Genomic DNA, 12824 nt, shown 5'->3' on the forward strand with positions numbered 1-12824 from the left:
ACTCAAAGCCCCAGCCGCCGCCCCAGTTCCAGCACCGTCGCACTGGTGTTCATCGTGTAGAAGTGCAGCGACGGCACCCCCTGCGCCCGCAACCGCTCGCACAGGTCCGTGACGACATCCAGCCCGAACGCCTTGATGCTCGCCGTGTCGTCGCCATAGCTCTGCAGCCGCAGCCGCACCCAGCGCGGGATCTCGGCGCCGCAGCCGTCGGCGAAGCGCAGGATGCCACTCGAATTGGTGATCGGCATGATCCCTGGCACCACCGGGATGTCCAGCCCGAGCGCCCGCACCTCGTCCACGAAGCGCCAGTAGGCGTCGGCGTTGTAGAAGAACTGCGTGATCGCCGAGTCCGCGCCCGCCTTCACCTTGGCCTCGAACGCCTGCAGGTCGGCCTGGGGCGAGCGGGCCTGCGGGTGCATCTCGGGATAAGCCGCCACCTCGATGTGGAAGTGGTCGCCCGTCTCGGCGCGGATGAAGGCCACGAGGTCGCTGGCGTGGCGGATCTCGCCCATCGGGCCGAAGCCGCTGGGCAGATCCCCCCGCAGCGCGACGATGCGGCGCATCCCCATCGCCTTGAACTGCGCCAGCCGCTCGCGCACCGATTCTCTGGTGGCACCAACGCAGGTGAAGTGCGAGGCGCCGTCCTGCCCCTCGTCGAGGAGGGCCTGCACGGTCTGCAGCGTGCCGTCCTGGGTCGAGCCGCCCGCGCCGTAGGTGACGGAGCAGAACTGCGGCTTGAGCGCATACAGCGCCTGGCGCACGGCAGCCAGCTTGGTCACGCCCTCGGGCGTCTTGGGCGGGAAGAACTCCAGGCTCAGCGGGAGGGAGGCGGTCTGGGTCATGGCAAGTCCAGGGGCAGGAACAGGGGCTGGGGCCGAGGCAAGTTCAGGTGGCGGGCGTGGCCTTCTTGGGCGTCGGTCTGGCGATCGGCTTGTCGCCGGCTTCCAGGTCGAGGTGGCGCGCCCAGAGGAAGAACTCGGTGTTGCCGTTGCCGCCGGTGATGGGGCTCTGGAAGTAGCTGTGGACCTTCATCCCCGCGTCGCGGCAGCACTGGCGCACACGCGTCTCCACCTCGGTGAACAGCGCCTTGTCGCGCACGATGCCGCCCTTGCCAATGTGCTCGGGCTGCAGCTCGAACTGCGGCTTCACCAGCACCAGCAGGTCGGCCTCCGGCGCCATGTAGGCGAACAGCGTCGGCAGCACATGCGTCAGCGAGATGAACGACACGTCGGCGACGACCACATCGAAGCTGGCGACAGGCCAGTCCTGCGCGAAGGCGGAATCGGCCACGTCACGGGCGTTGATCCCCTCGTAGGGGACCACGCGTTCGTCGCCACGCAGCTTGGCGGCGAGCTGGTCGCGGCCGACATCGAGTCCGACGACCTTGGCCGCGCCTTGCTGCAGCAGCAGGTCGGTGAAGCCGCCCGTGCTCTGGCCCACGTCGAGGCAGGTGCGCCCCGCCACGGTGAAACCGCAGCGGGCGATGGCGCCTTCGAGCTTCAGACCGCCGCGCGAGACGAAGCGCAGCTCCGCATCGTCGGTGATCTCGACCTTGGCGTCCTCGGGCACGTCCTCGCCGGACTTGGTCGGCACCAGCCAGCCCTTGGGAGCGAGCCAGCGCACGGCCTTGCGCTCGATCAGCCGCTGGGCCGCGGAACGGGTGGGGGCCATGCCCCGCTGGACTAACAAGTTATCAATACGCATCACGCATTCCGTTATTCAAGTTGTTGTTCATTGCACAGAAGCTCATGCTTTATCGGCAACCGCATTGCTGACGAAGTCTTTCAGTTCATCGGGGATTTGGCCCGCTTCCTTAATCTGAACAGCCAGCGGTCCTTTCAATCGCTTAAATCCGTTGCGACTCTCAAACCGAGCAAGCATCGCCTTTCCATGAACTCGCCGCAATAGCCTGCTCATGCGAACCCGGTCTGATTGATCAGGCATATCGAAGGCGTCCGCACCACGTATGTAGTGTTGATAACGTTCCCGGCATGCTGGATTAGACTTTTCCATCGAACACAAGGTGTCAGAGACTAATTTTTTATCCACGTCAGCACGATTCAACATGCCGTTCGTTCCGCCATCTTTGATCCCGACCACACCAAATTCGTGACGCACCGCATTGAGTGCCGCGTGCGGTATGAGGGCTTGACAGTCACCCAGCAACTCGGACCACACCACATCGACAGGTCGAGCAACGTCCATCATGTGTTCGCTGCGATATTTTTCAATGGACGCAGCATCAATCAAATATGACTCCATTTCCCAGAGGCGCAGCACTTTGACATGTCGGCCAAACGGCCTCGCGTCGTCAAATACCACATCATCTGTTTCATGCACAAGGTGCCAATATTTATAACTAAAGACAGCATCGCGATCGACAACGCCCCATGCGGGGTTCCCCGCCGAGCGTTCAGCCTTAACCGCGTCAACAACAGCTTTACACCCAGCCGTTGTCTCCGTTTCAATGTCGTTTCGATTGGAAACCGGACAGAACTCAAGCCGTGAGCTGAATTCCTTGAACCAGCACTCCCCGAAAACGTATTGATCGTCGTTAGACTCGACATACACGACCGGCACACCGCTGTACCGATTGTAAAGGCGCTCCGGGTTCTTCAACCCAGACTTATTATTTTTGATTGCCCCCATTTTTTATCCGATTTATTGGTTCAAGAATGTTGCCTCAGTCTTTTTCTGCGGCAGCAGATATTTCTTCGGCACGAGCCTCTTCTTCAGACGTTTCGATGATGTAAGCACCCTTGATCAGATTTTCCTCCACCTGATCCAAAGCAAATGCCTTCATCAACCGCTCAGAATGCGTTGCCATGAAAACGCACACATGCGGGTAATTTTTCTTGGCGATACCCAACAACTCGAACAGGGTTTCATACTGCAGATTGCGATGCAGATGCACTTCCGGCTCGTCGATCAAGACAATCGTGCTGCGGGTCATGTGCGAACCCAGACGCAGATACAATTGCACCAGACTCTTCTCACCGCTGGACAGTCGGTCCAGGCGATGTTCGCGACCACCAGCCACCACGATCGCCTCGGGTGGCTCCTTGCGCACGCCCTTCAGCCGCTTCCCAGAGTCGAGTTGGGGATCGCCCACCTTGAATACCCGCTCATTGATCGCCTGGACCGCATCCTCGAAACGGCCATCATCGAGCCATTTCAGCCAGACCAGCAGGTTATCCAGTGAACTGCGCCAGTCTTGGCCCTCGATGTCGAACATGTGAACAGGCTGATAGTTCCAGTCACGCGGCTCGACAATCGTGCGCTCCGTGGTGTCGAGTCGGACAATGTTACGATAGGCAGAGAAATAAATCAGTGTCGGAAATGTCAGGGAGTCACTCTCGAAACCCCGCAGACGCTCGCCTCGCCCGCTGTCGATCAATGCACCAAAATCAGAAACCCACCGATTTCCTTTGCCCACGGCCGCATAGCGCGACGCCCTGCCCGCACGCACGAAACCCAAGCGATGCCATGCGGAGGCGCCATGCGTCTGCAGGTCTTCGGCATGCCAGAATTTCAGCGAGGTTTCCTCACCAATGACCCCCGCCATCAGCGACAGAATCACCGTTTCCCGGCGCCCATCCGTGTTCAGCGTGACCTTGACATCCCACTGCGCTCGACCCAGACCCCGATCCAGATCTTCAATGCCCAAGCTGCTGCATTCCGTGCGGCCCAGCATGTTCATCATGGCCGCCATCAGCTCCATGACCGTCGTCTTGCCGCGCCCGTTTTTGGATACCATCAGGTAGGCATTGCACGGCTCGTTGTCAGAGTCCGTGAAATCAAATTCCTCCATGCGATCCTGAAAAGGACCGACCCGGTCGATCGACAGGAACAGCGGAGCGAACAGTTCGACGGTGACATTTCCGATCATGTTCCAGTTCCTTTTCGCGTCACACGCTGCACCAGCGCAGAAACATCGTTGTTCTGGATGTGCAAGCCGTGAGCCCGCTGTACGGCCGAGCCTGTCCACTTGACCAGCATGTCACCTCGGCCCAGCAAACGCTCAGCCCCGGTTTCATCCAGCACGATCTTGGATTCAGCAGACTTCTGGACCGTCAGGGCAATGCGCGATGGGATATTGCTGCGAAGCAGACCACTGAATGTCGCGGAGTCAGGCCGTTGCGTCGCCAGAATCAGATGAATACCTGTTGCCCGAGCTTTCTGGGCCAGCATCACCAAGGGCGCTTCAGCTTCTTGGGCTTGGGCCAAAAGTGCGGCCAGTTCTTCGACGACGACCAGAAGGCGGGGTGGCGCATCGACACCCAGCCCGTCCCAATCCCTGGCTGATCGAGCTGCTAGCAGCTTTTCCCGCCGATCCATTTCCTTGACCAGCCCCTGAAGCGCGCGCACTGCATCCGGCCCTTCGGTGACGATGGGCGCGTACAGATGAGGCACCTGCGCATAGGCAGCTAGTTCGACTCGTTTGGGATCGATCAACAGCCATTGGACCTGCTGCGGACTGCGTGATTGCAGCAGTGACAACAACATGCCGTGCAGGCACACGCTCTTGCCGCTACCTGTGGTGCCGGCCACCAGCAGATGCGGTGCACTGACCAGATCGCGCGCCACCGGCTCACCAACGACATCCAGGCCCAGCAGCACTGGCAAGCCGCCAGCCGGCGCTTTCCATGCAGTGAGTACCTCGATACCGTGGGATTTCCAGGCTGCTGCGGGGCGTGGCACGTCGAGCCAGACTGTCTTTGGCGCACCCGCTGCCGCCATGAACACGCCAGCGTCCTTTAGGCCCAGCGTGAAAGCCAGATCATCCAGCCGCCGTTCGAGCTTGCCGAAGTCGTCGGCCTCGGCCAGTCGGACGGTGTGGCGTGTCACGCGCGGACCTTCGAACTGCGTCAGGATTTCCGACTGAAAACCTAGCTCACTCAGCGCGGACAACAGACTGTCAGAGTTCTGCGTGCGCTCGCTGGCCGGCGCATCCGCCGTCTGCGAAAAGAACTCCTGAAACAGGAATTCATGGAAATCATGCGAATCGCGCCATGTGGTCTGGATTTCTTTCAGGCCACGACGGATATGGCGCTGCAGCCAACGGGTGTACAGAGCCTCATTGGCAAAAAGATCCACACCATGCCGCACTGACAACAGGGCACAGAATGCGTCCACGAAACCAGCTTCTTCTTTCTGACTGCTACCCGTCAGTATTTCGAGCGTGTATTCGCTACCCCGCCCACCCTGCTCTATCTGGTCAAAAGACGCATCGGGATCGTCAGCTTGTTTCAATGACAAAGCCAGTGCCAGACGCAGCACGGTCCACTTCGGGCCGGAGGATCGAAAGCCCCTGCGCAGCACGGCCGTGATCGTGTCCTCGTCTGCTTGCGAAGTATAGATCTTGGCCATCAGTAATACCCTCCCAGTTCCACCTGAGTCGCTTCGCCTGAACGATTGACGAGCCGGTATTCGCGGTATACATAGGGCCGGATCAGTTCGTATTTCTCGCGATCCAGTTCGGAGTCGGTGGGCAGGATGATGACTTGGCGGCCCGCCTGCGGAAAATAGCGAGTGATGAGGTTATTCTGATGCTCACGGTCGATGCGGGCCAGCGGCGTGTCGATGACGACGGGGGCGTCTTTTTGTGTAACGTCTTTCAGTCCCCACAGCAGTGCCTGGGCCACGAGTTGTTTCATGCCGGCCGAGATATTTCCCATACCGATCACACCGCCATTGGCATCCTCGTAATGCAACGAAAAATCCTCATTCACCCGGATCTTTCGGATCAACTGGTGGGAACTCATGAGCACTTGGAAGCGTTCGTTGACGGCATCCTCGATCTCGCCACGGCGGCGGCTTTTCAGCAGATCTCGATAAATTTTCAGTGCTTTCTGGAGCCGTTGCCCGACACCCAATCTGCCTTGTGCAGCCAAAGCTTCATTGAGTTCTTTTTCTGCCTGCCTCAGGCTTTCCTTCTTGGCCAGCAAGTCCCGGTTCAAATCGGTCAATTGCTGATTGATAGCACCAATTTTTTGATTTAGCTCCGCTTTTCTTGTTTCCAAATCCGATTTCTCGGCTGCTTTCAACTCGAACTGTTCTTTCTCAGCAGGGGCGAGATTCGAGACATCGTTCAGCTTACGCTCGATATCCTTCAACGCCGCTTTCAGTCGCCGAACTTCGAGCAGATCCTCTTTCCAATTTCTGGCAGCTCGCTGGTCACGCGCATAGTTGTCCACGGTTGTCGATACAGCTTCAGCACGGGCTGGAGGCAGATGAAACAGCCCTGCGGTCATGTCCTCTGCATCCGGCTGATAGGCCCGAATAATTTTATCCAACTTGCGCTCCAGCGCGCTGATTTGCTCAGGCTTCAAATCGATTTTTGGGGGATCTCTCAGCAGACGCTGCGGCAATACCTCAAAAATCCTGCCGAGTTCATCTTTCAACCGACGATTAGGATGAGAAACTATTTTCTCCAACTCATCCGATGCTTGTTGCATCAACGCCGAATTCAATGCCAACGGTGCTTCACGCGTGACCGTCATGAAAAACCTATGCATCCGGTCTTCTAATTGCTTGGTCGTGAAAGTTCGACCAATTGTTAACTCAGCTTCTTCAGTTTGCAGTGCAAACTGGCGCCGTGCCTGTAGCGCGACTTCAATGCGATCAATCCGTGCTTTTAGGCCGGAAATTTCGCCATCAAGATCATCTTTCTCGACTTGCAGTCCAGCGCACTTAGCCTCAACTGCTTGTAGCTCTAGCCTTTGCGCATCAACTTGATATTGGTTACGATCTTTGGCTTCCCGCCTCAGAAATGTTAGATTATTTCCAAGGTATTGATCAATTACATCAATATCGACCAGATCAAGGATCTCCTCAATTTGGTGCATTTGCCCATCCCGGTTGGCTTCTGCCAATTGCTGGACACGCTCGGCGTCATAAATGAAGAATGGCAGTAGAGCCGATGGCAATCGTTTCTGAACAAAGTCACGAGACTCTCCATCTAATGGGCCATTTGTGTCAGTGGAGGGCTTATCACCAAAAGAAGGCGTGACAGCTAGGCGCTCACTAACGGCCCGCCCTTCCAGCGTCCAATCACGCTCCAACGTTACACTGCCGGCCGCTTCCATCCACTCCAGCTTGACGCCAAATTTCTTCTCGCCAGCAGCACGAGCTTGCCGGTTAATGACCCCCATCCACTCATCCGCCATGCCAAGCAAATAGTGGTCACGCTTCAAGCTGCGGCCATTATGGACACTTGCACGCAAATCATCGGAAACACCCGACAATGCAAGTTTCAAACTATTAAGTAAACTGGTTTTTCCGTAACCATTTCTACCCCATATCAACAATATATTAGCTTCAGGCCGATCCGACAGAGGAGTAAAATCAAAAACACACTCCCCATGATAGGAGAATATATTATTTATAGTCAGCTTATTAAAAATCATGAGCGTACCGCATCTTCTTCTTGTGTTGCTGCTTTACGGACAAGCTCACTGATGGCGTGTTCAAAGTCTTTCTTGGCTCCCCACTTGTCCAGTGACGGGAAATCCCGCTGCCGCAAATCAATCAACCGACGCAGCAGATCCGGCTGCACCTCCGCTTCAACGGCAGCCTGCTCCAGCAGATCATCCTCGCACTGAGACAACACCACGTTCGATTCAGCCACGATCACTCTCCCGTATCGAGCCGCGATGTCCAGCGCCAACCGGCCCTGGAAGTCGAATTCGCCGCTCCACTCGGACTGGATATACCGCAATTCATCGTCACCGATCAACTGGAAGCCAACACGACGCTCCAGATCCAGCAACTCGTCGAGGATCTTTTGCCGAGTCGAAGGCAAAAACGGCCCCGGACCACTCAACCCGTTGCGCTTCACGTCGCTGCGCAGTTCAGGCTGCTCACGCAGCACCATCAGGTGATCACGGAAGTCCGCCAGCGGTTGCAGATGCTCCTCACCCGAGCGGATGAAGCCCTGCATCGACTTGTCTTGCTTGACCACGGTGCATGTCCAGCACCCGAATCGACTGCCGCCACACGACGGCGTACTCAGGTCAAAGACAATCGGACATTCCCCACCACTCGCCTGCCGGTACAGCCCGAACAGGAACGAGTGAGTCCCTCCCCAGGGACACGACCCGGTTCCCAGATACTCCCAGACATCGTCCGTTCCCCAGTCAGCGATCGGGGTAGCAACGAGCGCATTGGGAATCTCGTGATGCGGATTTAAGCCCCTGCTGTTGAGCGCACGAGCCTGCATCGACCGCCCCCGCAGCGAACTCTCGTCAATCCGCGTCCCCAGCAACAGGATGACGCTGCCGTGGGTGCGCGTGACCTCTTCCACCGCCCGACGCGACGGCTTGATCTTCATGTTGCTGGTACACCAGCGGAACCAGCGCGTTGGCGGCGGATACCCTTTGCCCAGGATTTTTCCCCAGTAACTCTCGTCCGGCCGTGGCCGCACCAGTTGTGTCACCAACGGCAACCCCTGCACTGCCGCCTGTTCATGGATGCGCTGCAGGGTTTCCTGCACAAACGCCGCAACATTCGGTGCCTCCACCTGCGTGTCAGACGACAGCACGATCACCGGCTTGGTCGCCTCGGCCCCCAGCTCCTGCAGCAGGCGAAACACCAGTTGCAGCACCACCGTCGAATCCTTGCCGCCAGAAAACGCCACCACCCACGGGCGCGAGTCCGCCCGGTACAGGGTACGCAGACGCTCCATCGCCGCCACCTCCAGAGAGAGTTCATCAACAGCGGGAACATCAAGGGGCAAGTGAGGTGCGTTCATGCGAGGGGACTGTAAAGGCGAATGCGCCGTGACAACGATCACGCCACCAGGGCGCGGCTCTTTTCTTCTATCGGATCGAGTCAGCGGCGATACGCATCAGGAATTCTCCAAAAGATTCAACGGATTCAACGAAGTTTCTGCGGCCTCGACTGCGGCACCCAAAGGTTGGAGCAGCCACGCGAGGTCGGATTCAGTCAGGGCCACGCCGCCTGCACCGGCCGCGCCGTGCAGGCCGGCCGCCAGCGCCGCCTTGCGCTCCTGCAGCGCGAGGATGCGCTCTTCCAGCGTGTCCTCGGCCACCAGCTTGTAGACGAACACGGTCTGGGTCTGGCCGAGGCGGTGGGCGCGGTCGGTGGCCTGGTTCTCGACCGCTGGGTTCCACCACGGGTCGTAGTGGATCACGGTGTCGGCCTGCGGCAGGTTCAGCCCCACCCCGCCCGCCTTCAGGCTGATGAGGAAGATCGGCACCGCACCGCTGGTGAACCGCTCGACCAGCGCATCCCGCTGGTGGCCCGGACTCTGGCCGGTGAGCTTGACCCAGCTCAGCCGGGCTGCCTTCAGCCGCTCCTCGATCAGTTCGAGCATCGAGGTGAACTGCGAGAACAGCAGGATGCGCCGACCCTCCTGCACCATCTCGGGCAGCGTCTGCATCAGCCAGTCGAGCTTGGCCGAGACCTTGACCTTGCGTGCCTGCGGGATGCTGACCAGCCGCGGGTCGCAGCAGACCTGCCGCAGCTTGAGCAGCGCGTCCAGCACCATGATGTGCGAACGCGCCAGCCCCTTCTCGGCCAGCGCATCCCGCACGGATTGCTCGGTGCTCAGGCGAATGGTCTCGTACAGATTGGCCTGTGGCGCCTCGAACTGCACCCGCACCACCGTCTCGACCTTGGGCGGCAGCTCGGTGGCGACCATGTCCTTGGTGCGGCGCAGCATGAACGGCGCTAACCGCCGGCGCAGCAGCGCGAGCCGCTGGGTGTCGCCCTGCTTCTCGATCGGGGTGCGGAACAGGGTCTTGAAGCGCGTCTCGCTGCTCAGGTAGCCCGGCAGCAGGAACTCGAACAGGCTCCAGATCTCGCCGAGGTGGTTCTCCATCGGCGTGCCGGACAGGCAGATCCGGTGCCGGGCCTGCAGCATCTGCACGACCTGCGCGGCCTGGGTCTTGGCGTTCTTGATCGTCTGCGCCTCGTCGAGCACGACGGCGTGCCACGGCTGCTGGATGAGGATCTCGGCGTCACGCGGCAGTAGCGGGTAGGTGGTCAGCACGACATCGTGGTGAGCGATGTCGTCGAAGCGTTCGCGCCGCTCCAGCCCGTGCAGCACCAGCAGGCGCAGCCCTGGGGCAAACCGGCTGCATTCACGTCGCCAGTTGCCCACCAGACTGGTCGGGGCGACGATCAGCGCTGGTCGATCCAGTGCGCCCCGCGCCTTCTCGGCGACGAGGTGGGCAATCGTCTGCAGCGTTTTGCCCAGGCCCATGTCGTCGGCCAGCACGCCGCCGAGCTGCTGCCGCGCCAGCGCCTGCAGCCACGCCAGCCCGGCGCGCTGGTACGGGCGCAGGTCGGCCACCACCCCGTCCGGCGTCGGATGTGTTTCGCCGTGGTGGCTGGCGTCGATGAGGTCGTGCAGTGCTCCGGCGCCGCGCTGGCCGGCCGGCAAGTCCACCTGCACCGCCTCCGCGCTCAGGCGCAGCATCTCGATGCGCGTGAGTTCGAGCGTCTCCTGGTTGAACGCCCCGGACGGACGGTCGGCGACCAGCTCCAGCAAGGCCGCCAGCCACGGTTGCAGCGCCGCGCCGGGCAAGCCCCACCAATGGCCCTGCTCGTCGTGGACCCACAGCCGCTCGGGCGCCTGCAGCACCTCGCCCGGTTTCGCATGGGCCTGCGCCACCAGTTGCGGCACCCACGGCAGCAGGTTGATGCGCCGGTCGCCGACCCGGAAACCGATCGACAGGTGCAGCCAGTCGCCGGCGGTCTCGGTCTGGGCGCCGGATTGCAGACCGTCGAAGGATTCCCCGGAACCCGCACCGCCCAGTGACACGTCCAGGTGGTCCACCGGGTTGACGCGGGCGCCCCAGCCTTCGCCGGTCTCGATGACGAATCCCGCCGTGCACCATGCCGCGAAATCCTCGGCCAGCCAGACACCAAAGCGTCGCTGGCGTTCACCGGTATCCGCCTCGACCAGCCGCCACTGGTCGGCCGGTGCCCCCAGCAACCGCCCCAACCCGCCATCCTCACAGGCTTGGATGGCCGCGGCTTCCAGGGCTTTGTCACGCACCAGCTCGACCAGCCCGTCCGGCGCATCGATGAACTGCTGCGCGGGGGCGCTGTCGGGCCAGAAATTGCGCTCGCCCGCGTAGTCGAAGCTCAGCGTGAAGCCCGGCTCGCGAGCGTCTCCCTCAAAATCGATGTGCAGCACCGGCTGCGGCACCTCGCCATGGATGCGGCGGACCACCGGGGTGGCCACCGTCTCCGGCAACGTGGGGAACAAGCGCCGCGCCTGGGGTTGCTGGGCCTGTTGGCGCAACCAGTCATCGGGCATCGGGGGCGCCTTGAGCAGGCGGGTCACCCGCTCGGGGGCCAGGCCGTCCAGGTCCAGCTCCCCCACCAGCCCGTTCACCTCGTCGAGGTACAGCGACACCACACCCGGCACCGGCAGCAGCCCCGCCGAGGTGAACGCCGCATGGATCTGCGCCAGCAACTGCCAGGTGCCGTCGGGCATCGAGGTCCAGTGCCAATGCAAGGTGCGTGTCCCGCCCCAGGCCCAGGGGCGGCCGGGTCGGTCATCGGCATCGACGGCCACCACGCGCCCGGTGGCCACGGCCCGCTCCAGCACCTCCAGCCCGAACCGGTCGTCGATCGGGGCGGCGGGCAGCTCTTCGTAGCCGTAGCCGCCATACCCGCTTGAACTGGCGCCCGACAGTGAACTGTGCAAATACAGCCAGCGGGCCACGTCCCGAAAGACGGGATCAGCGCCTTTCTGCGAGCCTTCCCAAGCACCCGTCCCGAGTGCGCGCAACTTGCCGAGCTTGCGCTCCGACTGTCCGGGCTTGGCCTTGAGCACCGTCACCCGGTGGGCACCCAGCACCACCTGTGTCGTGGTCGAATCCGCCGTGTTCCGGGTTTGATACGACGCTGGCTTCGTGCGGGTGCGAGAACCCAGCGTGAGCACCACGACCTCGTTGTCGGCAATGAACGACGAGGTTGGGTAGGGCTTCAATGCCCCCGGCTCGTCCGCCGCAGACCACCATTGGTCGAGGGCATTCGGCGCCTGGGGTTTGGCGGCCGGCACAGGTCGAACCGGAACCGAAGCCGGAATCGAAACCGGCACAGGAACCTCCTCGAACGCCGCCCGCAAACGCATGCCCATGGCCTTCAGGTCCATCGGCGCCGTCTTCACCGGAATGATGTCTGGCCGTGTCCGCGACAGATGCACCACCAGCGCAGCCTGGTGCTTGCACCGGTATCCGACCGGGCAGGAGCAGCGGCCCTGGAACCACCACTGCCCCTCCTCATCGCGGGCCAGGTCGATCCCGGTGTCATAGGGTTCGGCATCACTGCCCTGAACCTGGGCGTCGATCATCCAGCCGGGATGGGCGTTCTCGTCCTCCGCGACCTCGACCTGCCGCACACGGCGCCGATCCACATAGGGTCCACCCCGCGACCACGTCGTGGCACTGAACTCCGACCGAAGGATCGGCAGGCTCGGGCTGGCAATGGGGTGCAGTTCGTCCATGTCGGGAGTCGCGAAGGAGAGAATGCCGATGGCTCAATCGTTCAATAACGGTAGGTGTCGGGCTTGTACGGCCCTTGCTTCGACACGCCGATGTAGGCTGCTTGCTCGTCGGTCAGCTCGGTCAGCATCGCGCCCACCTTCTTCAGGTGCAGGCGGGCCACCTTCTCGTCGAGGTGCTTGGGCAGCACGTAGACCTGGCCGGACTGGTAGGCATCCGGGCGCGTGAACAGCTCGATCTGCGCGATCGTCTGGTTGGCGAAGCTCGACGACATCACGAAGCTCGGGTGGCCCGTGCCGCAGCCGAGGTTCACGAGGCGGCCCTTCGCCAGCAGGATGAGTC

9 protein-coding genes are annotated in these 12824 nt (G+C 61.1%); all 9 read right to left on the reverse strand.

Annotated features, from left to right (window positions below; translation table 11 throughout):
• Positions 1-2: 2 nt before the first annotated feature.
• Positions 3-842, reverse strand: coding sequence for a methylenetetrahydrofolate reductase [NAD(P)H] (gene metF / locus QZW52_RS10535; protein ID WP_293998316.1), 840 nt, complete (start codon positions 840-842; stop codon positions 3-5).
• Between the two features lie 43 nt (positions 843-885).
• On the reverse strand, positions 886-1671 hold the full coding sequence (locus tag QZW52_RS10540; protein ID WP_434738311.1) for a TlyA family RNA methyltransferase: 786 nt from the start codon (positions 1669-1671) through the stop codon (positions 886-888).
• Between the two features lie 75 nt (positions 1672-1746).
• Positions 1747-2649, reverse strand: a complete 903-nt coding sequence (locus QZW52_RS10545; protein ID WP_293998320.1) for a hypothetical protein — start codon at positions 2647-2649, stop codon at positions 1747-1749.
• A 34-nt stretch (positions 2650-2683) separates the two neighbouring features.
• On the reverse strand, positions 2684-3889 hold the full coding sequence (locus QZW52_RS10550; protein WP_293998323.1) for an AAA family ATPase: 1206 nt from the start codon (positions 3887-3889) through the stop codon (positions 2684-2686).
• Positions 3886-5370 (reverse strand): FtsK/SpoIIIE domain-containing protein, encoded by a 1485-nt coding sequence (locus QZW52_RS10555; protein WP_293998326.1) that lies wholly within the window; start codon positions 5368-5370, stop codon positions 3886-3888. The genes QZW52_RS10550 and QZW52_RS10555 overlap by 4 nt, the downstream gene beginning before the upstream one ends.
• A complete protein-coding gene (gene dndD / locus QZW52_RS10560) occupies positions 5370-7409 on the reverse strand; it encodes a DNA sulfur modification protein DndD (protein ID WP_293998328.1) in 2040 nt (679 codons plus the stop codon). Before dndD ends, QZW52_RS10555 begins: the two co-directional genes overlap by 1 nt.
• Positions 7406-8752, reverse strand: a complete 1347-nt coding sequence (gene dndC / locus QZW52_RS10565; protein ID WP_293998331.1) for a DNA phosphorothioation system sulfurtransferase DndC — start codon at positions 8750-8752, stop codon at positions 7406-7408. The genes dndD and dndC overlap by 4 nt, the downstream gene beginning before the upstream one ends.
• A 96-nt stretch (positions 8753-8848) precedes the next feature.
• Positions 8849-12484 (reverse strand): DEAD/DEAH box helicase, encoded by a 3636-nt coding sequence (locus QZW52_RS10570; RefSeq protein WP_293998334.1) that lies wholly within the window; start codon positions 12482-12484, stop codon positions 8849-8851.
• A gap of 41 nt (positions 12485-12525) precedes the next feature.
• Positions 12526-12824: adenosylhomocysteinase (locus tag QZW52_RS10575; protein WP_293998337.1), on the reverse strand; the 299-nt coding region annotated here is incomplete at its 5' end.

This window comes from Sphaerotilus sp. (assembly GCF_013299175.1).
Lineage (GTDB): Bacteria > Pseudomonadota > Gammaproteobacteria > Burkholderiales > Burkholderiaceae_C > Sphaerotilus.